At 66.1% G+C, this 21,052-nt stretch carries 17 protein-coding genes; 12 read left to right on the top strand and 5 right to left on the bottom strand.

Annotation, left to right across the window (positions count from 1 at the left end; genetic code table 11):
* Positions 1–8: 8 nt before the first annotated feature.
* Positions 9–1,295 carry an L-pipecolate oxidase gene (gene amaA, locus POF53_RS04250; protein WP_498966525.1) on the bottom strand — a complete coding sequence of 429 codons (1,287 nt, stop codon included), beginning with the start codon at positions 1,293–1,295 and terminating at the stop codon, positions 9–11.
* Positions 1,296–1,442: 147 nt separating this feature from the next.
* Positions 1,443–2,933: an L-piperidine-6-carboxylate dehydrogenase gene (gene amaB, locus POF53_RS04255; RefSeq protein WP_498966527.1), complete on the bottom strand. Its 1,491-nt coding sequence runs from the start codon at positions 2,931–2,933 to the stop codon at positions 1,443–1,445.
* Positions 2,934–3,069: 136 nt separating this feature from the next.
* Here amaB and POF53_RS04260 point away from each other — a divergent pair, with 136 nt between their 5' ends.
* Together POF53_RS04260 and hglS are read left to right on the top strand one after the other, a co-directional pair.
* Positions 3,070–3,960: a LysR family transcriptional regulator gene (locus POF53_RS04260; RefSeq protein ID WP_050703230.1), complete on the top strand. Its 891-nt coding sequence runs from the start codon at positions 3,070–3,072 to the stop codon at positions 3,958–3,960.
* A 225-nt stretch (positions 3,961–4,185) separates the two neighbouring features.
* Positions 4,186–5,571, top strand: a complete 1,386-nt coding sequence (gene hglS / locus POF53_RS04265; RefSeq protein ID WP_234561901.1) for a 2-oxoadipate dioxygenase/decarboxylase HglS — start codon at positions 4,186–4,188, stop codon at positions 5,569–5,571.
* Between the two features lie 124 nt (positions 5,572–5,695).
* Here the strand turns inward: hglS and POF53_RS04270 are convergent, their stop codons facing one another.
* Together POF53_RS04270 and POF53_RS04275 are read right to left on the bottom strand one after the other, a co-directional pair.
* Positions 5,696–7,675: a methyl-accepting chemotaxis protein gene (locus tag POF53_RS04270; protein ID WP_498966530.1), complete on the bottom strand. Its 1,980-nt coding sequence runs from the start codon at positions 7,673–7,675 to the stop codon at positions 5,696–5,698.
* A gap of 280 nt (positions 7,676–7,955) precedes the next feature.
* The gene (locus POF53_RS04275; protein WP_232855486.1) at positions 7,956–8,885 is read right to left on the bottom strand and encodes a LysR substrate-binding domain-containing protein; all 930 of its coding nucleotides are present in this window, start codon (positions 8,883–8,885) and stop codon (positions 7,956–7,958) included.
* A 157-nt stretch (positions 8,886–9,042) separates the two neighbouring features.
* Here POF53_RS04275 and POF53_RS04280 point away from each other — a divergent pair, with 157 nt between their 5' ends.
* The 6 genes from POF53_RS04280 (at position 9,043) to POF53_RS04305 (ending at position 14,563) form a co-directional block, all read left to right on the top strand.
* Entirely contained in the window at positions 9,043–10,431 is a 1,389-nt protein-coding gene (locus tag POF53_RS04280) for a NorM family multidrug efflux MATE transporter (RefSeq protein ID WP_232855485.1), read from the top strand.
* 615 nt (positions 10,432–11,046) lie between these two features.
* Entirely contained in the window at positions 11,047–11,259 is a 213-nt protein-coding gene (locus POF53_RS04285; RefSeq protein WP_110735977.1) for a DUF1127 domain-containing protein, read from the top strand.
* 296 nt (positions 11,260–11,555) lie between these two features.
* A complete protein-coding gene (locus POF53_RS04290) occupies positions 11,556–11,873 on the top strand; it encodes a DUF2388 domain-containing protein (RefSeq protein ID WP_203649074.1) in 318 nt (105 codons plus the stop codon).
* Between the two features lie 84 nt (positions 11,874–11,957).
* Complete coding sequence (locus POF53_RS04295) at positions 11,958–12,251, top strand: DUF2388 domain-containing protein (protein WP_203649077.1); 294 nt, start codon at positions 11,958–11,960, stop codon at positions 12,249–12,251.
* Between the two features lie 36 nt (positions 12,252–12,287).
* A complete protein-coding gene (locus POF53_RS04300) occupies positions 12,288–12,608 on the top strand; it encodes a DUF2388 domain-containing protein (protein WP_011531558.1) in 321 nt (106 codons plus the stop codon).
* 5 nt (positions 12,609–12,613) lie between these two features.
* A complete protein-coding gene (locus POF53_RS04305; protein ID WP_498966535.1) occupies positions 12,614–14,563 on the top strand; it encodes a DUF7844 domain-containing protein in 1,950 nt (649 codons plus the stop codon).
* Positions 14,564–14,735: 172 nt separating this feature from the next.
* Here the strand turns inward: POF53_RS04305 and POF53_RS04310 are convergent, their stop codons facing one another.
* Positions 14,736–15,137 (bottom strand): GFA family protein, encoded by a 402-nt coding sequence (locus POF53_RS04310; protein WP_203649081.1) that lies wholly within the window; start codon positions 15,135–15,137, stop codon positions 14,736–14,738.
* Between the two features lie 267 nt (positions 15,138–15,404).
* Between POF53_RS04310 and POF53_RS04315 the strand changes: the two genes are divergently transcribed.
* The 4 genes from POF53_RS04315 to POF53_RS04330 all read left to right on the top strand — a co-directional run bounded on the left by POF53_RS04315 (position 15,405) and on the right by POF53_RS04330 (position 20,993).
* A complete protein-coding gene (locus tag POF53_RS04315; RefSeq protein WP_110735981.1) occupies positions 15,405–16,712 on the top strand; it encodes a CitMHS family transporter in 1,308 nt (435 codons plus the stop codon).
* 72 nt (positions 16,713–16,784) lie between these two features.
* Positions 16,785–17,555: a TerC family protein gene (locus tag POF53_RS04320; RefSeq protein WP_186712185.1), complete on the top strand. Its 771-nt coding sequence runs from the start codon at positions 16,785–16,787 to the stop codon at positions 17,553–17,555.
* A 341-nt stretch (positions 17,556–17,896) separates the two neighbouring features.
* Positions 17,897–19,555, top strand: coding sequence for a Na/Pi cotransporter family protein (locus POF53_RS04325; RefSeq protein ID WP_203649085.1), 1,659 nt, complete (start codon positions 17,897–17,899; stop codon positions 19,553–19,555).
* Between the two features lie 31 nt (positions 19,556–19,586).
* Positions 19,587–20,993, top strand: coding sequence for a M16 family metallopeptidase (locus tag POF53_RS04330; protein WP_254463872.1), 1,407 nt, complete (start codon positions 19,587–19,589; stop codon positions 20,991–20,993).
* Positions 20,994–21,052 lie beyond the last annotated feature (59 nt).

The following is a 21,052-nucleotide window of genomic DNA, read 5'->3' on the forward strand; positions in this document are numbered from 1 at the left end:
CGGCGCCATTACAGCACCACCCGCAGACACTGCCCTGCGTGATACAGCGAGAACCCCGATTCATAGAACGCCGTGCGCAAGGACGGCGCGCTCACCGGCCTCATGGGCGAGAACGGAATCGGCAGGCTGTCCGGATCATCCTTGAGCAGAAACTCGGCAAACGCCCGGCCGATCACCGTGCCGGTGGTGTTGCCGCGCCCGTTGTAGCCGGTCACCGCCACCAGCCCCGGCGCCGGTTCGAACAGGCGCATCAGGTGGTCCGGGGTGAAGTCGATGCAACCGGTCCAGTGCATCTCCCACTCGACCTTGCCCAGCTCCGGATAGTAGTGGCTCTGGATACGGTCGGCCCAGCTGCGCACGAACCACGCCGGCTTGTTGTCGACCCGGCCGAGGCTGCCGAGCAGCAGGCGGCCCTGGTCGTCGCGGCGGATGCTGCTGAGCACGGTGCGGGTGTCCCACGAGCCCTGGCCATGGGGCAGGACCTTGTCGGCGGCGGCGCCGTGCAGGGGCTTGGAGGCGACCTGGTAGTAATAGCCGCGGAAAAAGTGCTTCTGCAGGTTGCTCCAGTCGCCTTCGGTGTAGGCGCCAGTGGAAATCACCACCTTGTCGGCGCGCACCGCGCCGCGCGCAGTCTTCACTCGCCAGGCATCGCCGTCGCGCTCCAGCCCTTCGACCGAGGACTGCTGGAACAGCTTGCCGCCCAGCCGGTTCACGGCGGCGGCCAGGCCTTGTGTATAGCCCATGGGGTTGATGGTGCCAGCGCGGCGGTCGAGCAGCGCGGCGGAAATCTTGTCGGTACCGCAGTATTCCTGGCATTGCGCGCCGGTCAGCAGCTCGACGTCGGCGCCGCGCCGGGTCCATTGCTGATGGCGGGCCTCGAGGTCGGCGATGCCGGTGGCGTTGTGCGCCATGTGCAGGGTGCCCTGGTGCCGGGCCTGGCAGTCGATGCCCAGCCGTTCGATCATGGCGAACACTTCACCCGGGGCCTCGCCGAGCACCTTGTTCAGGCGGCTGCCCTGCTTGTGGCCGAGGGTGGCCTCGACGTCGTCGGGGCGGATCCAGGTGCCGGCGTTGACCAGGCCGACGTTGCGCCCCGAGCCGCCGTGGCCAATCTTCCAGGCTTCCAGCAGGATCACCGACTTGCCCTGCTCCAGCAGGTGGATCGCCGCAGACAGGCCGGTGATGCCGCCGCCGATCACACAGACATCGGCCTTGTGCTCACCGGCCAGGGCCTGGGCGGCGACGGTTGGCTGGGTGACGTGGTCCCACAGACATTCTTGACGCAGTTCGGACATGGCCCGGCTCCAGCTGTTGTTCTTCTTGCCCATGGGGCCGCTGCGCGGCCCTTTCGCGGCACAAGGCCGCTCCTACAAGGAAGCGCGTTGCCTTTGTAGGAGCGGCCTTGTGCCGCGAAACGGGGGCAAAGCCCCCGCCTGCGATCATCAGTCGAACACGATACCCTGCGCCAGCGGCAACTCACGCGAATAGTTCACGGTATTGGTCTGCCGACGCATATAACCCTTCCACGCATCCGACCCGGACTCACGCCCGCCCCCGGTCTCCTTCTCACCCCCGAACGCCCCGCCGATCTCCGCGCCGCTGGTGCCGATATTGACGTTGGCGATGCCGCAATCGCTGCCCGAGGCGCTCTGGAAACGCTCGGCCTCACGGATGTCGGTGGTGAAGATGCACGACGACAGGCCTTGCGGCACCTCGTTATTCAGGCGCAGGGCCTCTTCGAAGTTGTCATAGGCCAGCACGTAGAGGATCGGCGCGAAGGTCTCGTGGCGCACCACGTCGCTCTGGGCCGGCATCTCGGCAATGGCCGGCGACACGTAGTAGGCGTTGGGGTACTGCTCGGCCAGCTGACGCTCGCCACCGAACACCTGGCCACCCTCGTCGCGGGCCTTGGCCAGCGCGCCCTGCATGGCATCGAACGACTGCTTGTCGATCAGCGGGCCAACCAGGTTGTCCTTACGCGGGTCACCGATGCGCACCTTGGCGTAGGCGGCTTTGACGCGGGCGACCACTTCGTCCTTGATCGAACGGTGAACGATAAGACGGCGCAGGGTAGTGCAGCGCTGGCCGGCGGTACCGACCGCCGAGAACAGGATGCCGCGCACAGCCAGGTCGAGGTCGGCGCTCGGGGCCAGGATCATGGCGTTGTTGCCGCCCAGCTCGAGAATGCTGCGCCCGAATCGCGCCGCGACACGCGGGCCGACTTCACGGCCCATGCGGGTGCTGCCGGTGGCGCTGACCAGCGCCACGCGTGGGTCGTCGACCAGGGCTTCGCCGGCTTCGCGGCCACCGATCACCAGTTGCGCCAGGCCAGCCGGCGCATCGCCGAAGGCTTTCACTGCCTTGTCGAACAGTGCCTGGCAGGCCAGGGCGGTCAGCGGAGTCTTCTCGGACGGTTTCCACACCACGGCGTTACCGGCCACCAGCGCCAGCGCGGTGTTCCACGCCCATACCGCCACCGGGAAGTTGAAGGCGCTGATCACCCCCACTACACCCAGCGGGTGCCAGGTTTCACGCATGTGGTGGCCCGGGCGCTCGGAGGCGATGGTCAGGCCGTACAGCTGGCGCGACAGGCCGACGGCGAAGTCGCAGATGTCGATCATTTCCTGCACTTCGCCCAGGCCTTCCTGGGTGATCTTGCCGGCTTCGATGGAGACCAATTCACCGAGGTCGGCCTTGTGCTCGCGCAGCACCTCGCCAAACAGGCGCACCAGTTCGCCGCGACGCGGGGCCGGCACGCTGCGCCAGGTTTCGAAGGCCTGTTGCGCCTGGTCGATGCGGGCAATGGTGTCGGCCTTGCCGAGCAGCTTCACCGAAGCGATGCGGCTGCCGTCGATCGGGGTGTGAACAGGGTAGTCGCCCTGGGTGTGAGCCGCGGCGGCAACGCCAAGACGCTCGAGCAGTGCAGCAACCATTGTGCTTCTCCTTTCATCGGGTGAAGGGGTGGAAAAGGATGTGGGTCAGTATTAATCCGATTACACAGGTGCAACAAACGACCTTTATTCCGCATATCATTCCGCCAGGTAATGATTTCAGCCGCCGAGACCGCTTATGTCCAAACGCCTGGTTCCGTCCATGACCGCCCTGCAGTGCTTCGAGGCCGCAGCCCGCCACCTGAGCTTCACCCGTGCCGCCGAGGAGCTGCACCTGACCCAGAGCGCGGTGAGCAAGCAGGTGGCGCAGCTCGAGGAGATGCTGCGCCACCACTTGTTCCTGCGCATCCGCCGACGCCTGCAACTGACCCCCGCCGGCAGCCTGTACCTGGCCGAGGTGAACAAGATCCTCACCCAGGTGGACATGTCCAGCCGCTATGTCCTGAGCTATGGCTCGCAGACCGAAGTATTGAAGGTAGCCACTCAACCGAGTTTCGGCGTGCGCTGGCTGATTCCGCACCTCAAGGGCTTCGGCAAGCGCCACCCGAATATCCACCTGGATATCCGCAACGAAATGGAGCCGTTCGCCCTGTTGCAGGGGTCGGCCGACGTGGTGTTCTTCTATGGCCAGGGTACCTGGCCCGGGGCGACCTGCGTCGAGCTGTTCGGCGAAGAGGTGGTGCCGGTGTGCGCGCCGGAGCTGTTGCAAGGGCGCACACTGCCTGACGCGGGTGCGGTGGCGGAGCTGGTATTGCTGCAGAGCACCTCGCGCCCGGAGGCCTGGCACGCGTGGTTCCTGGAGCAAGGGCTGCACACCGACAACAGCTACCACGGGCCGCGCTTCGACACCTTCTACATGGCCTTGAGCGCGGCGCAGGCTGGGTGCGGGGTGGCGCTGGTGCCGCGTTACCTGGTGGCCCGGGAGCTGGCCGAGGGCAGCCTGGTGCTGGCCTGGGACCATGCAATGAAGAGCAATGGCGCGCATTACCTGGCGTATGCCGAGCATGCGGCGGAAGTGCCGAAGGTGCGAGCGTTGGTGGAGTGGGTTCGGGAACAACTGCAGGCTTGAGATCGCCGGGGCCGCTTTGCGGCCCTTTCGCGGCACAAGGCCGCTCCTACATGGGAACGCGCTCGCCTGTAGGAGCGGCCTTGTGCCGCGAAAGGGCTGCAAAGCAGCCCCATGGCCCTCAAGGTCGATCAAAAAAGGAATGAAACCCGCACTTTTTTTCGCTTGTACGCCGGCTCCATTCCCAGTTTTCATGTAAGTGTCCTCCACTCACCCAGGAAGCTTGCGATGCCCGCCCATGATTTCGTCAGCCCCGACAGCATCCGCGCGCAGTTCTCTGCCGCCATGTCGCTCATGTACAAGCAGGAAGTCCCCCTGTACGGCACGCTGCTCGAGCTGGTGAGTGAGACCAACCAGCAGGTCATGGCCGCACAGCCCAAGGTGGCCGAGGCCTTGCGCTGGACCGGCGAGATCGAACGCCTCGACCAGGAGCGCCACGGCGCCATCCGCGTGGGCACCGCCGAGGAACTGGCCACCATCGCACGCCTGTTCGCGGTGATGGGCATGCAGCCGGTCGGCTACTACGACCTGAGCTCGGCTGGCGTACCGGTGCACTCCACCGCATTTCGCGCCGTGCACGAACAGTCGCTGCACATCAGCCCGTTCCGCGTGTTCACCTCGCTGCTGCGCCTGGAGCTGATCGACAACCCGCAACTGCGTGCACTGGCCCAGGGCATCCTGGAGAAACGGCAGATCTTCACCCCCCGCGTACTCGAACTGATCGCCCAATGCGAACGCGACGGCGGCATGGGCGCGAGCGATGCCGAGACCTTCGTCCAGGAGGCGCTGCACACCTTCCGCTGGCACCAGGACGCCACGGTCAGCGCCGAGCAGTACCAACAGTTGCACGACCAGCACCGGCTGATTGCCGACGTAGTGGCATTCAAAGGCCCGCATATCAACCACCTGACCCCGCGCACCCTGGACATCGACGCGATCCAGCTCGGCATGCCGGCCAAGGGCATCCCGCCCAAAGCCGTGATCGAAGGGCCGCCCACCCGGCGCCAGCCGATCCTGCTGCGTCAGACCAGCTTCAAGGCCCTGCAGGAAAAGGTCGCCTTCAGCGATGCCCAGGGCAGCCACACGGCGCGCTTCGGCGAGATCGAACAGCGCGGCGCGGCGCTGACGCCCAAGGGGCGCCAGCTGTACGACCGTCTTCTGGATGCGACCCGCGCAGCCCTGGGCGGCGCGCCGGCGGAGGCCAATGCCGAGCGATATATGGCGCTGCTCGCGGAGCACTTCGCCGAGTTTCCGGATGACCTGGGGCAGATGCGCGAGCAGGGGCTGGCGTACTTCCGCTACTTCGCCACCGAGAAAGGCCTGGCCGAGCGTGGGCAACAGGATCGCCCGACCACCCTGCAGGGGTTGATCGACGCCGGGCACGTGCATTTCGAGGCGCTGGTGTACGAGGATTTCCTGCCGGTGAGCGCGGCGGGGATCTTCCAGTCCAACCTGGGGGATGATGGGCAGGCCGACTATGGCAGCAACGCCAACCGCGAAGCCTTCGAGCAGGCGCTGGGGTTGCAGGTGCAGGATGAGCTGGCGCTGTATGCGCAGAGCGAGCGCAGGTCGTTGCAGGCGTGTGCGCAGGCGTTGGGTCTGGGGACTCTGTAGGGTTTGAAACTGCTGGGGCCGCTTCGCGGCCCTTTCGCGGCACAAGGCCGCTCCTACATGGGAACGCGCTCGCCTGTAGGAGCGGCCTTGTGCCGCGAACGGGCTGCAAGGCAGCCCCAGTGCACTACCGGTGGGTACGGAACCGATCCACTTCCTGGCGCAACTGCCCCGCCAGCCCTTCCAGCTCGCGGGCCGTCATGGCCAGTTCATTGGCCACATCGCGCTGCTCGCTATTGGCCTGGGCGATGCTCTGCAGGTTGCGGCTGAGCACCGTCGCGGTGCTGCTCTGCTCCTGGGTCGCGGTGCTGATCACGGCGAACTGCTCGCCCGCCACCCTGCTCTGCTCGTCGATCCGCGCCAGGGCCTCGGCCACTTTGTCGTTGCGCGCAAGGCCTTCCTGCATCAGCTGGTTGCCCTGCTCCAGGGTGCTGATGGCATGGCCGGTCTGCTGCTGGATGCTGGCGATCATGCCCGAGATCTCGTCGGTGGCCTGGCGGGTGCGCGCGGCCAAGCCACGGACCTCGTCGGCAACCACGGCGAATCCACGGCCCTGCTCGCCGGCACGCGCCGCCTCGATGGCAGCGTTCAGCGCCAGCAGGTTGGTCTGCTCGGCGATCGAGGTGATCACGCCGACAATCCCGCCGATCTCCTGCGAACGGGCGCCCAGGGTGTCCATTACACTGGCGGTTCCGCCCAACGCCTCGGCGATCTGCCGCAGGGAAACCGAGGCTTCGTCCATGGCGCTGCGGCCGATGCGGGTCTGCTGGGCATTGTCGCGGGCCATGCGCTCGGTACCGGCCATGTTGTCGGCGATGTTCATCGAGGTGGCGCTGAACTCCTCCACCGCGCCGGCCATGCTGGTGATCTCGCCGGACTGCTGGTCCATGCCCTCGCAGGCGCCGGACGACAGGCCCGACAACGAGCGGGCACGGCCACTGACCTGGTCGGAAGCAGCACGGATATGCTCGACCATGGTCGCCAGGGCCTCGCCCATCTGGTTGAAGCTGCGGGCCAGCTGGCCGATCTCGTCATGGCTGGTGACGCTCAGGCGAGCATTCAGGTCGCCGGCGCCGAGGGCTTCGGCCTGGCGCACCAGGTCGCCCAGCGGGCGCAGTTTGCGCCGCAGCAGCCAGAGGGTGGCGGCCACGGCCAGCAGCATCGCCAGCACGCTGCCGATGGCCAGGCGCAGGCCGACGCTCCAGGTCACTTCGCGGATCTCGCCCTCGGGCATGCTTGCCACCACGGTCCACGGGCCCTCGGCGAACGGCTCGGTGACGCTGAACAACGGCTCGCCGGCACCAGCCCAGAACTGCCCTACTCCCGGCTTGATCGCCTTGACCGCCTGGGCCGCCGCCTCGCCATCACGCACCTCGGCCGGCGGCACCAGCCACTTGCCCTGCTCGTCCAGCAACGCCAGCGAGCCGGTCTGGCCGATGCGGAAGCGCTTGAGGTTGGCGAACTGGGCGTTCTGCGCGTCGGTGTAGTCGAAGCCGACGAACAGCACCGCGATCACCCGGCCACCGCCGTCACGCACCGGCACATAGCGGGTCATGTAGTTGCGTTCGAATAGCACGGCGCGGCCGACGTAAGTCTGCCCGGCCATCAGCTTGGCGTAGGCCGGATGCTGGCGGTCGAGCTGGGTGCCGATGGCACGGCTGCCGTCCTGCTTGGTCAGGCTGGTGCTGATGCGCACGAAATCATCGCCGCTGCGCACGAACAGGGTCGCCACCCCGGCGGTCATCTGCTGGAACTCGTCGACCTGGCGGAAATCGTTGTTCAGCAGGTGGTCGCCCAGGTACAGCGCCGGTGTCGCGGCACCGGCGACGTTGACCGTCTCACCGGCGCGCAACGCCAGCCCCGAGGCGAATCGGCGCTCGAACAGGCCGCTCAGGCGCTGGGTGTTGTCCTTGAGCGAGCCGTGGAAGGTGTCGAGCTGGTCGGCCAGCAGGCGCGCCTCGCTGGCCAGGTGCGCCTGGCGGGTGGTGAGGTTGGCGTCGTCCAGCGAACGCAGGGCGAACAGGGTACTGCCGGTGATCACCAGCGCCAGCACGATGGCGAGGGCAATCCCGAGCTGCGAGGCGATTCGGGCACGCGGTTGAGACATGGCAAGGCTCCTGGCAAGAGGCCGGGATCGTCCTGATCACGCTGACCGCCCGCTGCATATCGACGGGGAATCGCGTCCTCTTCCGGGACGCTGGTGCAAGTTGATCGGCGTCTGTAGGAAATACTTGAGTGCCGGACCGGGATATTCGCAAACGTTTTCTTGCGACAGGGCCCTGTCGCTCTGCTTAGGTGATTACCCAGCGCTTTGGGTTGCACTGTCGCCCGGGGAACAGAGTTGCAGGCATCATCAGCGTGGGAGCGGGCTTGCCCCGCGATGGTCCTCAGCCTTGCGCCGACAGCACCTGCACCGCCGGCAGGTCCATCGCCGCCGCCTCCTCCTGCAGGAATACACTCAACCTGCGCAACCGCTCCCCGCCCGGCCGGGTCCGCGGCCACACCAGGTAGTAGTCCATGCCACTGGCCACCGCGGTCGGCCAGGGCAGGCTCAGCCGGCGCTGGGCCACGTCCTCGGCCACCATCAGCAGGTCGCCCATGGAGATCCCATAGCCCCGTGCCGCGGCGATCATGCCCAACTCCAGGGTGTCGAACACCTGCCCGCCCTTGAGCGAGACTTTGTCGGTCAGCCCCATGCGCGCCAGCCAGGCACGCCAGTCGCGCTTGTCCGGCGTGGGGTGCAGCAGTTCGATGCCCGCCAGGCGCCGCTCGTCCCAAGGCGCGTCGTCGAGCAGGTCCGGCGCGCCCACCGGGATCAGCAACTCGGAGAACAACCGGCGCACCTCCCAGTCCGCCGGGAAGCTGCCATCGCTGAGCAGCACCGCGCAGTCGAATGGCTCCTGGTTGAAGTCGACATGATCGACATCCATCCAGGCGCTGGTCAGCTGCACCTCGTTGCCCGGCTGCAGGTGGCGAAAACGGCTCAGGCGCGCCAGCAGCCAGCGCATGGTCAGGGTCGAGGGCGCCTTCATGCGCAGGATGTCGTCCTCGCCGCGCAAGGCGTCGCAGGCCCGCTCCAACGAGGCGAAGCCGTCGCGCACTCCCGGCAGCAGCATGCGTGCGGCCTCGGTCAGTTGCAGGCTGCGCCCGCTGCGCACGAACAGGCGGCAGGCGAAATGCTCCTCGAGGGTGCGGATATGCCGGCTGACCGCGCTCTGGGTGATCGACAGTTCTTCCCCGGCACGGGTAAAAGAGCTCAGCCGGGCGGCGGCTTCGAATGCGCGCAGCGCATAGAGCGGAGGCAGTTGGCGGGTCATGGCGCACCTGTCAGGCGGGGCGTAGGTCGGATGCACAGGATCATACATGCATGAGTCATACTCATGTCAGTGATCGCATTTATCCTTTTGTGCAAAGCTGACCGAGGCCTCAGAATCGACGGCTCGCTTCCCCGAATCATCCAGAAGGACCGCCCCCATGCATGTTGCGCCCACCACTGAACTCAAGGCTTTGCTGCGCCTGGCCGGGCCGCTGATCGCCTCGCAGTTGGCGCACATGCTGATGGTGCTCACCGACACCCTGATGATGGCCCGCATCAGTCCCCAGGCCCTGGCCGGTGGCGGCCTGGGCGCGGCGAGCTACTCGTTCGTGTCGATCTTCTGCCTGGGCGTGATCGCCGCGGTCGGCACGCTGGTGGCGATCCGCAAGGGCGCCAACGACACCGAGGGCGTCACCCGTTTGGCCCAGAGCGGCCTGTGGCTGGCCTGGGGCCTGGCGCTGGTCTCGGCGCTGGTGATGTGGAACCTCAAGCCGGTGCTGCTGCTGTTCGGCCAGAAGCCGGAGAACGTCGATTCTGCGATGCAGCTGCTCACCCTGCTGCCGCTCGCCCTCCCCGGCTACATGACCTTCATGGCCCTGCGCGGCTTCACCAGCGCCCTGGGCCACTCGACCCCGGTGATGGTCATCAGCCTGGTGGGCACGGTGGCCAACTACCTGCTCAACCATGCGCTGATCGAGGGCATGTTCGGCCTGCCCAAGCTCGGGCTGATGGGTATCGGCCTGGTCACCGCGGTGGTGACCCTGGGCATGGCCATCGCCCTCGCGCTTTATATTCGCTGGCACAAGGCCTATGCCGCCTACCCGCTGCGCAAGGGCCTGTCGCGCCCTTCCCTGCCGGCGCTGCGCGAGTTGTGGCGACTGGGGCTGCCGATCGGCGGCACCTATATGGTCGAAGTGGGCCTGTTCGCCTTCGCCGCCCTGTGCATGGGCGTGCTGGGCAGCACGGAACTGGCGGCGCACCAGATCGCCCTGCAGATCGTCTCGACCGCGTTCATGGTACCGACCGGCCTTTCTTATGCGGTGACCATGCGCGTCGGTCTCTACTATGGTGCCGGCAACCTGTTGGCGGCGCGCAGCGCCGGGCGCGTGGGGATCAGTTTCGGCGCCTCGCTGATGTTCGCCTTCGCCGCACTGTTCTGGTTGCTGCCGGACGCCCTGGTCGGGCTGTTCATCGACCGTAACGACCCGGCCTTCGCGGCGATCTTCATGCTGGCGGTACAGTTGGTGATGGTGGCGGCGTGGTTCGAGCTGTTCGACGGCGTGCAGACCATCGCCATGGGTTCTATCCGTGGCTTGAAGGACGCCAAGACCACGTTCCTGATCGGCCTGGTGTGCTACTGGCTGGTGGGCGCGCCGAGCGCGTGGCTGTTTGCTTTCAACCTCGGCGGCGGCGCGCAGGGTATCTGGTGGGGGCTGGCACTGGGCCTGGCCTGCGCGGCGGTGGCGCTGACGTTTGGCTTTGAGTGGCGGATGAAGCGGTTGCTGGGCAAGGCCGAGCGGGCGCGGGGGGCGGCGGTGTCGGCGTGAGGGGTTTGGGGATCGCGTAATGGCGGACAGGTGCCTGGCGATGGTCTTGCAGCGCCCTTGAGACCGAGCGCCGCCCGCGCGGCGCATCGCGGGACAAGCCCGCTCCTACATTTATTGCAACGTGCCTAACCTGTCAGGCCATGGTTGCCCGCCTTGGTGCATGTCTTGAGGCAGGTGAAGCGGCAGTGGTGTCCACATTGAAATTGCGTCGTAAAAACAAGGCGGACCAGGTAATGGCACAGGATTGACTGGCCCGAAACAGATGTAGGAGCGGCCTTGTGCCGCGATGCGCCGCGCGGGCGGCGCTCGATTTCATAGGCGCTGCAACTCTGTCGTCGAACACTTTCAAGCCAAAACATATCTAAAACTGTACTACTGTACCGCCAAAAACATCACTCCCTGCTTACCATTTCCCCACCAACACCACAAAATCGCACCAAACCAGTGCGCACCAGTACAGTTCCCTCAATAACCAGTGCAACAGTCCCTTCCAACAGTTAACTGCCCCCTCACAATACACCTGAACTGTACCTACTGTTCTGGACGAGAGAAGAGGAAGATGGGCACCAGTTAAATCACTCCCTAATGCCGCCACAAGCGGAAGGATGACACATCATGGAACGTACCCTCAGTTCCGGTCTGGTTTTCGAAAACGCCCAAGCTTCCAACGCCGCCCTGCCGCTGCGCGTCCTGTCCACCCTGGTACTGTGGCAGCGCCGCATGGCCAGCCGCCGCCAGCTGGCGCGCCTGGACTCCCGCCTGTTGGCCGACGCCGGCATCAGCGAGTCGCAGCGCTACGAAGAGCTGAGCAAGCCTTTCTGGCGCTAAGCGCCGGCCGCCGGCCCAGGCCGGCACCGCGAATTCACAAGAACCCGTTGCAGGAAACTGCGACGGTTTTTTTGTTTTAAGCCCGGGCTAGAGCGGCCGCACAACAGAACAACACAGTTTTAATAAATGACAAATGGACAGGTACAGTTACGATTTGTGATCTTTTCTCGAACCAAACGCCCGAACCAGCGCGTGTTACGCTTGTCCTACACGCCTGGCAGAGAAAAGTACCGTGACGAGCCAAGCGAGCGTCCGATAAGCAGAACTATCCAGACCCAGTGCAGGAGTCCCCGACCATGTCCCGTTATCACCTGTTTGGCGCCGCCTTGCTGCTGTCGCTCGCCGGCGCAGCCAATGCCACCAGCTTCGTCGTCACCACCGACGCCGTGGTGGGCGCGGTAGCCGCCTCCACCGACGCCACCTCCGACATCTCCTCCTCGTTCCGCGACGACAAGATCGTCAAGGCCGCCCGTGACGATGCCGCCAGCTTCGTCGGCAGCGACGGTGCCATCCGCGGCGCCAAGCTGGAGAGCGCGTTCGTGCACATTCGCCAGCAACTGCCGGAGCTGCAGGCCAGCGACGCGCAGCTGGCCCGCGCCATCCTCGCCATCTGAGCCCCGCACTGCCCGGATTCACTGGCCCGGCCAGTGGATCCGGGGTAGCCTTCGCAGCCCGAGACCATCGCCGCCAGACCGCCCATGCGTTACCTGTTGCCTTCACTGTTCGCCCTGGCCTGCATCAGCAGCGCCCAAGCCATGGATACCACTACCCAGAGCCTGGTCATCAGCGGCTACGTCACCAGCCAGGTCAGCGCCGCGCCGTTCGACCGCAAGCTGGTCGCCGCCGCCCGTGACGACGCCGCCGCGTTCGTCGCCAGCGACGGCCGGATCCGTGGCGCGCGCCTGCAGGCGGCGCTGGACATGCTGCACCAGAACGTCGCCCGGCACTCTGTCGGCGACCGTGAACTGGCCGAAGCGATTCTCGTCCAATAACTACATTCGACTCCCCTGTATTTCCGGAGATGCTCCATGCGTAAACCGCTGATCGCCGCCACCCTCGGCATGCTGCTGCTCGCCGACCTGGCCCAGGCCCACACCCTGGTGGCCACCAGCAACATCATCGTCCGCGCCTTCGGCCGTTCGATCGATTTCACCTCCGATACCACCACCTCGATCCGCGACTCGAAAGTGGTGCGTGAAGCCCACGACGACGCCGCCAGCTTCGTCGCCAGCAACGGCGACATCCGCGGCGCCCAGCTCGAAGCCGCCTTCGACACCCTGCGTGCCCGTGTTCCCGAGGCCCGTGACGCCAGCGACCAGGTGCTGGCCGAAGCCATCCTCGCCCTGTGAAACGCGTGCGTGCCTGGCTGCTGGGCTGCGCCCTGACGCTGCTCGGCACGCCCGCCCTGGCCGACCTGCAGCTGGTGCTGCAGCGCGACGGCCTCGACCCTGCGCAACAGCAGGCGACCCAGACGTTGCTCGACGAAGCCATGGCCAAGCTGCCACCGCGCTTCAAGCAACAACTGGACCGGCAGATCCTGGTCGGCTGGACCGAGCGCATGCCCGAGGACGCCTACGGCCAGGCCTCCCCGGTGGCCAGCCTGGACCTCAACCGGCGCCTGCTGCCGGGCCTGGTCGACGGCAGCGCCGCCCGCGAGAAGACCAACCGTCCCCACGGCACGGTCCGCGAAGAGCTGCTGGCCACCGTGCTCCACGAACTCACCCATATCTATGACCGCGCGCGTCTGTGGCCAGACGCCGAGCGCCAGCTGATCAGCCGCTGCAAGCGCCAGCAGGGCGCCCTGGGCAAAGTCGGGCTGCCGCAGGACTGCCGTGGCCAGGCCGAACGCCGCTTTACCCTGAGCGACGACCCGCGCCTGCTGGACCTGGCCGGCTGGCCGCAGTACGTCGGCCGGCGCGGCGAGCGCGAACAGCACAACGGCCAGCTGGTGCGCAGCCCGGATCCCTACGAGCTGAGCAGCCCGAAGGAGTTCATCGCGGTCAACATGGAGTACTTCCTCCTCGACCCGAGCTACGGCTGTCGCCGCCCGGCGCTGAACCAGTACCTGCGCGACCACTTCGGCTGGGCGCCACAACAGGACACCTGCGCCAGGGGCCTGCCATTCCTCAACGCTGGCAACGACTTCGCCCGCCAGCCATTGGGCGAGATCGACCCGGAACGGGTCTACGAGGTGGACTACCTGCTGGCCGAAGCCAACCAGAACTGGGTCAGCCGCTGGGGCCACAGCATGCTGCGCCTGGTGATCTGCGCCCCGGGTCGCCCGCGCGGGCCGGCCTGCCGCCTGGATCTGGACCAGAGCCTGGTGCTGTCGTACCGCGCCTTCGTCAACGACGTGCAGCTGTCCAGCTGGGACGGCCTGACCGGCGCCTATCCCTCGCGGCTGTTCGTGCTACCGCTGGGGCAGGTGATCGACGAATACACCAAGACCGAGCTGCGCAGCCTGGCCTCGGTGCCGCTCAAGCTCAGCCGTGGCGAGATCGAGAACCTGGTGCGCCAGGCCGCCGAGATGCACTGGAGCTACGACGGTAACTACTACTTCCTGTCCAACAACTGCGCCGTGGAATCGCTCAAGCTGCTGCGCAGCGGCACTGGCAACCCGCGCCTGAACGACCTCGACAGCATCATGCCCAACGGCTTGCTGGAGGTGCTCAAGGGCAGGGGACTGGCCGATACCCACGTGCTCGACGACCCGCGCGAGGCCCTGCGCCTGGGTTATCGCTTCGACTCCTACCGCGACCGCTACCAGGCGATGTTCGATGTGCTGCGCAAGCAGTTGCCGATCAGCCAGACCAGCGTGGAAGACTGGCTGGCGCTGGACGCCGAGCAGCGCCGCCAGTGGTTCGACCGCGCCGACCTGCGCACCAGCGCGGCCTTGCTGCTGCTCGAGCAGGCCGGCCTGCGCCGCCAGCTGTTGCTGGCCCAGGACGAGGTCAAGCAACGGTACCTGAACGGCCGGGCACTCAAGGACGGCAGCTTCGACAAGGCCAACGAGACCTTGCAGGCGATGCTGGCCAACAGCGGCTTCCTCAGCCGCCCGGCGGAGTTGCTGGGGGCAGGGGGCTACGGCCTGCCGCAGCCTGCCGAACGCAAGCAGCTGGAGCAGGTAAGCAGCGAGCGCCAGGCACAGCTGCTGCGGCTGAGCACCGACCTGGACCAGCAGGTGAGGGCGCTGCTGGGGCCGGAGCGGGGCAGGGAGATCAAGGCGGTGGAGGCCAATATCAAGCAGGTGGGCGAGCACCTGCGGGCGTTGCACAAGGCGGCCGGGGGGCTGCAGCTGCCCTGAGGTATGGGTCCACCATCATCGCTGTAGGAGCGGCCTTGTGCCGCGAATGGGCTGCGTAGCAGCCCCGGGATTTCAGTGTTGACGCAAAAATCGCCGGGGCTGCTCTGCAGCCCATTCGCGGCACAAGGCCGCTCCTACAGAAGTCTCGCAGCCCGACAGCCAGCACCAAACCTCAAAGGCTTTCCTCGTCCTCCTCCGGCAACCCCTGATCCACCTGCAACCACGGCAACCGGCTCCCCACCCAGATATGCCGATTGGCCGGCACCCGCTCGGGATGATCCAGCGTCGCCACCGTCACATCGATCGTTCCAGGGCTATGCGCGGTCACGAGCGCCACATGCGCCCCACAGTTGCCACAGAAATACCGGCTGCAACTCTGCGGCGCCATGTAGCGCTGGGGCGAGCCCGCCAGCCACTGGAAGCCCGCAAGGGGCAGGGTGACCCAGGTAACCAGCGTGCCGCCGCTGACCCGCCGGCAAATCGAGCAATGACAATGGGCGACATCGCCCAGATCGGCCTGCAGCCGGTAGCGCAACGCCCCGCAATGACACCCGCCTTCCACGACATCCACCATCGAACGACCTCCCGTCGCCTGACCGCAGCCGAAAGCTGGCTGAAAGCTTGCCCACATAGGATAGCGCCACCACCGGCAGCAGACCGGTCAGCCAGGGCACCCGGAAACTTCCGCGCCCGGCCCAATCAACAACAACAATGGTGATTCTGATGTTTTCCTGTGCCCGCCTTTTCGCAGTCCCCCTCCGCCTGCTCCCCGCGCAGCGCCTGACGCGCTGATCCGCCCGAATCGTCCTTCCTTTCGCCGCGCCACGCCTGGAGTACCGCCATGCTGACCTTCCTCGGCTTCGCCATGGTCATCACCTTCATGTACCTGATCATGACCAAGCGCCTGTCGGCCTTGATCGCGCTGATCCTGGTACCGATCCTGTTCGCCCTGTTCGGTGGTTTTTCCGCCAAGATCGGCCCGATGATGCTCGAAGGCATCAGCAAGCTCGCGCCCACCGGCGTGATGCTGATGTTCGCCATTCTCTACTTCGCCCTGATGATCGACTCCGGCCTGTTCGACCCGGCCGTGCGCAAGATCCTCAAACTGGTCAAGGGCGACCCGCTGAAAGTCTCGGTCGGCACCGCGGTGCTGGCCCTGGTGGTGTCCCTCGACGGTGACGGCGCCACCACCTACATGATCTGCTGCGCCGCCATGCTGCCACTGTACAGCCGTCTGGGCATGAGCCCGCGGATCATGGCCGGCCTGATCATCCTCGCCGGCGGGGTGATGAACATGACCCCGTGGGGCGGCCCCACCGCCCGTGCCGCCAGCGCCCTGCACGTGGACCCGTCGGACATCTTCGTGCCGATGATCCCGGCCATGGCCTTCGGCGTGGCGGCGATCCTGGCCATCGCCTACTGGTACGGCAAGCGCGAGCGTGCCCGCCTGGGCGAGCTGCACCTGCCGACCGACGACATCGACCACAGCGAGATCAGCGTGTCGCAGTTCCCCGAAGCACGTCGGCCGAAACTGATCTGGTTCAACGGTGCCCTGACCGCCGCGCTGATGGTCGCGCTGATCGCCGGTGTGCTACCGCTGCCGGTGCTGTTCATGATCGCCTTCAGCATCGCCATGATCGTCAACTACCCGTGCCTGCAGCAGCAGAAGGACCGCATCGCCGCCCACGCCTCCAGCGTGCTGGCCGTCAGCGGGCTGATCTTCGCCGCGGGCATCTTCACCGGCATCCTGTCGGGCACCGGCATGGTCGACGCCATGTCCAAGAGCCTGCTGGCGGTGATCCCAGAGGCGTTCGGCCCGTACATGGCGGTGATTACCGCGATCGTCAGCATGCCATTCACCTTTTTCATGTCCAACGACGCCTTCTACTACGGCGTGCTGCCGGTGCTGTCGGAGTTCGCCAGCCACTACGGCGTCACCCCGGTGGAAATGGCCCGCGCGTCGATCGTCGGACAGCCGGTACACCTGCTCAGCCCGCTGGTACCCTCGACCTACCTGCTGGTGGCCCTGGCCGGCATCGAGTTCGGCGATCACCAGCGCTTCACCCTCAAGTGGGCAGTGCTGGTGTGCCTGTGCATAATGTTCGGCGCGCTGGCCCTGGGGACTTTCCCGCTGTTCAGCAGTCTGTAACACAAGCGCATCATCCAACCGCAAAGCGCCCACCATTTGGGCGCTTTGCCTTTACTGCTCGAAGGAATACACATGGAATGGCTGACCAGCCCGGAAATCTGGGTTGCCTTTTTAACCCTCACGGCCCTTGAGATCGTGCTCGGGATCGACAACATCATCATGATCTCGATCCTGGTCAGCCGCATGCCCAAGCACATGCAGCCGCGCACGCGGATCTTCGGCCTGGCCCTGGCCATGGTCACACGGATCATGCTGCTGCTGTCGATCACCTGGGTCATGCGCCTGACCGACGACCTGTTCCATGTGCTCGGCCAGGGTATCTCCGGGCGCGACCTGATCCTGTTCTTCGGTGGCCTGTTCCTGCTGTGGAAAAGCTCCCAGGAGATCTACCACGGCCTGGAAGGCGAGGACGAGAGCGCGGACGAGCCGAAAGGCGCGGGCGGCAAGTTCTTCTACACCATCATCCAGATCGCCATCATCGACATCGTGTTCTCCCTGGACTCGGTGATCACTGCCGTGGGCATGGTCTCCCACGTACCGGTGATGATCGCCGCGATCATCGTCGCGGTGCTGGTGATGATGCTCTGCGCCGGCACCATCAGCGACTTCATCGACAAGCACCCATCGCTGAAGATGCTCGCGCTTTCGTTCCTGATCGTCGTCGGTACCGTGCTGATCGCCGAATCTTTCGATGTTCACGTGCCGAAGGGCTACGTCTACTTCGCCATGGCCTTCTCGCTGGCGGTTGAAGCGATCAACATCCGCATGCGCACGGCGCTGGCGCGCAAGAAGGGCAAGGAGCACGATCCGGTGAAACTGCGCAAGGACATTCCGGGTCAGTAAGACCTGGAAGCGCAGAAAGACAAAGGGCCCTTCGGGGCCCTTTTTCGCATCCACGCCCCCTGTAGGAGCGGCCTTGTGTCGCGAAAGGACCGCAGAGCGGTCCCGACAATCTTGCATGATGCCAAGATCCTGGGGCCGCTGCGCGCCCCTTTCGCGACACAAGGCCGCTCCTACAGGCCACTCGTGTTTCAAATATATTTCAGCCATGCCAAGCTGGCGCCAGCCAGGCAAAACAACTAAAGCTTCAGTGAGCACTGAAAAAACCAGCCCACCCCCGGGCCAGGCTCACCGCCGCACCCATTGGCCCCGCCCAGGGGCATAGAAGAAAAGGGGGCCCGACCATGCTGACCCTGCTCAACCTGCTCTCCGCCGTGGCGCTGCTGGTGTGGGGCACCCATATCGTGCGTACCGGCATCCTGCGGGTGTACGGCTCGAACCTGCGTCGGGTGCTCGGCCAGAACATGAACAAGCGCCCGCTGGCGTTCATCGCCGGGATCCTGGTCACCGCCATGGTGCAGAGCAGCAACGCCACCGCCATGCTGGTCACCTCGTTCGTCGGCCAGGGCCTGATGGCCATGACCCCGGCCCTGGCGATCATGCTCGGTGCCGACGTGGGCACTGCGCTGATGGCGCGGGTGCTGACCTTCGACCTGTCCTGGCTGTCGCCGCTGCTGATCTTCCTCGGGGTGATCTTCTTCCTCTCGCGCAAGCAGACCCGCGCCGGCCAACTGGGCCGGGTGGGCATCGGCCTGGGCCTGATCATCCTGGCGCTGCAGTTGATCGTCCACGCCGCCGCGCCGATCACCCACGCCCAGGGGGTCAAGGTGCTGTTCGCCTCGCTGACCGGCGACATCCTGCTCGACGCCCTGATCGGCGCGCTGTTCGCCATGATTTCCTACTCCAGCCTGGCCGCCGTGCTGCTCACCGCCACCCTGGCCGGCGCCGAGGTGATCAGCCTGCCGGTGGCCATCGGCCTGGTGATCGGCGCCAACATCGGCAGCGGCCTGCTCGCCTTCCTCACCACCAGCCTGCAGAACAGCGCCGGACGCCGGGTGGCGCTGGGCAGCCTGCTGTACAAGATCGTCGGCCTGCTGCTGATCATCCCGGTGCTGCACCCTCTGGTGGAGTGGATGGACAGCCTGAGCTTCAGCCCGCAAGAGCTGGTGATCGGCTTCCACCTGCTCTACAACACCTTGCGCTGCCTGCTGATGCTGCCGACGGTCAAACCCATGGGCCGTGTGTGCAGCTACCTGTTGCCCGAACGTGACAACGGCAACGGCCATCACCAGCCGCGCCACCTGGACCCGACCGCGCTGAACACCCCCAGCCTGGCACTGGCCAACGCCGTGCGCGAAACCCTGCGCCTGGGCGATATCGTCGACAGCCTGCTCGAGGCCATGCTCGGCGCCCTGCGCGGCACCCAAACCGCGATGCCGCAGCAGGTGCGGGCCCTGGGCGAGGACGCCGAGGCCCTGTACAACGCCATCAAGCTGTACCTGGCGCAGATGCCCCGCGAGGATCTTGGCGAGCAGGACAATCGGCGCTGGGCGGAAATCATCGAGCTGGCGATCAACCTCAAGCTGGCCAGCGACCTGATCGAGCGCATGCTGCGCAAGGTCCAGCAGCAGAAGACCTCGCAGCGCCGGGAGTTTTCCCAGGTCGGCCTGGAGGAACTGACCGGCCTGCAGGAGCAGCTGCTGGCCAACCTGCGCCTGGGCCTGACGGTGTTCCTCAGCGCCGACCCGCAGAGCGCGCACCAGTTGCTGCGCGAGAAACGCCGCTTCCGCGCCCAGGAAAGGCGCCTGGCCCACGCCCATGTCAGCCGCCTGCAACGTAAAGTGGTGCAGAGTATCGAGACCAGTTCGCTACACTTGGAGCTGATTGCCGACATGAAGCGTTTGAACTCTTTGTTCTGCAGCAGTGCCTATGTGGTACTGGGCGGCACCGACACCGGCGGGCTGATGCTCGACAGCGTGCCGGACGAAGCCCGCCAGCCTTGAGCCCAGACACCCCGGAGACCGAAGCTCGCCTATGCGTTGCCTGTTGTTCGCCTGCCTGCTGACCCTCAGCCTGCCCACGCTCGCCCTCGATCGCTCACGGGTCGAGGGTTACCTGCTGCCCAACGGCCTGCAAGTGATCCTCAAGTCCGGCTACGAGCGCGACCATGTGTCGATCCGCCTGGTGGTCGGCGTGGGCCTGGACGACTTCGACTGCGACCAGCGCGAGCTGCCGCACCTGCTCGAGCACCTGCTGTTCAGCGGTATCGACGAGACGGGCGAGGGCGGCCTGGAGGAGCGCATGCAGGCCCTGGGCGGGGAGTGGAACGCCTTCACCAGCAGCGCCGACACCACCTTCGTCATCGAGGCCCCGGCGCGCAACCAGCGCAAAGTGCTCGACCTGCTGCTGGCAATCCTGCGCGACACCCGCATCGACGAAAAGGCGCTGGCCACCGCGAAGAAGATCATCGAACGCGAGGACGGCGGCCACTACGGCCGTCTGCAGCGCTGGCTCGACCGCCAGGACATCGGCCACCCGGCCAGCGACCAGCTGGCCACCGAGCTGGGCCTGAAGTGCCCCGAGCGCTCCAACCTCGACGACATGACCCTGGAGCAGGTCCGGCAACTGCGCGAACACTGGTACGCGGCCAACAACATGTCGCTGATCGTCGTCGGCGGCCTCGACCGCCTGCTGCCGGCCTACCTGGAACGCACCTTCGGCGAATTGCCGGCCACCGAGCCCGAGGAGCGCCGCAACCTGGAAAGTATCAGCCAGCAGGCCGAGCAGCGCCGCGACCTGACCCGCGGCTGGTTGGGCGACAACGTCAAGCTGCACTGGCTGTTCATCGAGCCAACGCTGGAGGAGGGCCACGACCAGACCCTCGAGCTGCTCTCGCGCTACCTCGACTGGGCGCTGTACGACCAGCTGCGCCTGCGTCACGGCCTGTCCTATGGCCCGTCGGTGCAACGCGAGAGCTTCGGCGACAGCGGGATGCTCAGCCTCAATGCCGACCTCGAGCGCCAGGACCTCGACGAGGCGCTGAAGGTGCTCGGGGAGCTGTTCGACCACCTGCGCAAACACGGCCTGGACCCGGACACCTTCGCCCGGATCAAGGAGGCGGCAATTGCCCGGGAAAGCTGGACCACCCAGGGCAACGCGGCGCTCGCCGACTATTACTGGGGGGCGCTCAACGCCTACGAGGACGGGCGTTTCACCGATCCGGTGCGGCAACTGCGCCAGGTCAGCCTCAAGCAGGCCGACGCGGCACTGCGCGAACTGCTCAATGAACCGGGGTACCTGCGCATCGAGAAGCCGTTGCTGGGGTATGACGAACTGTATGGGCTGGTGGCACTGGTGCTGGGGCTGACCCTGGCCGCGGGGCTGATCCGCCGGCGCCGCGTGGTGGCCAATCGCCCCAGTGGTGCTACACGGGAGCCGTGATTCGGCGGTATCCTGTCGGCCAACAGCGTCTGCGTGGGAGCGGGCTTGCCCGCGACAGG

It is taken from the genome of Mitsuaria sp. RG (genome assembly GCF_028369275.1).
Lineage (GTDB): Bacteria > Pseudomonadota > Gammaproteobacteria > Pseudomonadales > Pseudomonadaceae > Aquipseudomonas > Aquipseudomonas peradeniyensis.

Coding starts and splice junctions, on each gene's coding strand:
- amaA (WP_498966525.1), bottom strand. CDS start 1,295: ATGTCCGAACTGCGTCAAGAATGTCTGTGGGACCACGTCACCCAGCCA.
- amaB (WP_498966527.1), bottom strand. CDS start 2,933: ATGGTTGCTGCACTGCTCGAGCGTCTTGGCGTTGCCGCCGCGGCTCAC.
- POF53_RS04260 (WP_050703230.1), top strand. CDS start 3,070: ATGTCCAAACGCCTGGTTCCGTCCATGACCGCCCTGCAGTGCTTCGAG.
- hglS (WP_234561901.1), top strand. CDS start 4,186: ATGCCCGCCCATGATTTCGTCAGCCCCGACAGCATCCGCGCGCAGTTC.
- POF53_RS04270 (WP_498966530.1), bottom strand. CDS start 7,675: ATGTCTCAACCGCGTGCCCGAATCGCCTCGCAGCTCGGGATTGCCCTC.
- POF53_RS04275 (WP_232855486.1), bottom strand. CDS start 8,885: ATGACCCGCCAACTGCCTCCGCTCTATGCGCTGCGCGCATTCGAAGCC.
- POF53_RS04280 (WP_232855485.1), top strand. CDS start 9,043: ATGCATGTTGCGCCCACCACTGAACTCAAGGCTTTGCTGCGCCTGGCC.
- POF53_RS04285 (WP_110735977.1), top strand. CDS start 11,047: ATGGAACGTACCCTCAGTTCCGGTCTGGTTTTCGAAAACGCCCAAGCT.
- POF53_RS04290 (WP_203649074.1), top strand. CDS start 11,556: ATGTCCCGTTATCACCTGTTTGGCGCCGCCTTGCTGCTGTCGCTCGCC.
- POF53_RS04295 (WP_203649077.1), top strand. CDS start 11,958: ATGCGTTACCTGTTGCCTTCACTGTTCGCCCTGGCCTGCATCAGCAGC.
- POF53_RS04300 (WP_011531558.1), top strand. CDS start 12,288: ATGCGTAAACCGCTGATCGCCGCCACCCTCGGCATGCTGCTGCTCGCC.
- POF53_RS04310 (WP_203649081.1), bottom strand. CDS start 15,137: ATGGTGGATGTCGTGGAAGGCGGGTGTCATTGCGGGGCGTTGCGCTAC.
- POF53_RS04315 (WP_110735981.1), top strand. CDS start 15,405: ATGCTGACCTTCCTCGGCTTCGCCATGGTCATCACCTTCATGTACCTG.
- POF53_RS04320 (WP_186712185.1), top strand. CDS start 16,785: ATGGAATGGCTGACCAGCCCGGAAATCTGGGTTGCCTTTTTAACCCTC.
- POF53_RS04325 (WP_203649085.1), top strand. CDS start 17,897: ATGCTGACCCTGCTCAACCTGCTCTCCGCCGTGGCGCTGCTGGTGTGG.
- POF53_RS04330 (WP_254463872.1), top strand. CDS start 19,587: ATGCGTTGCCTGTTGTTCGCCTGCCTGCTGACCCTCAGCCTGCCCACG.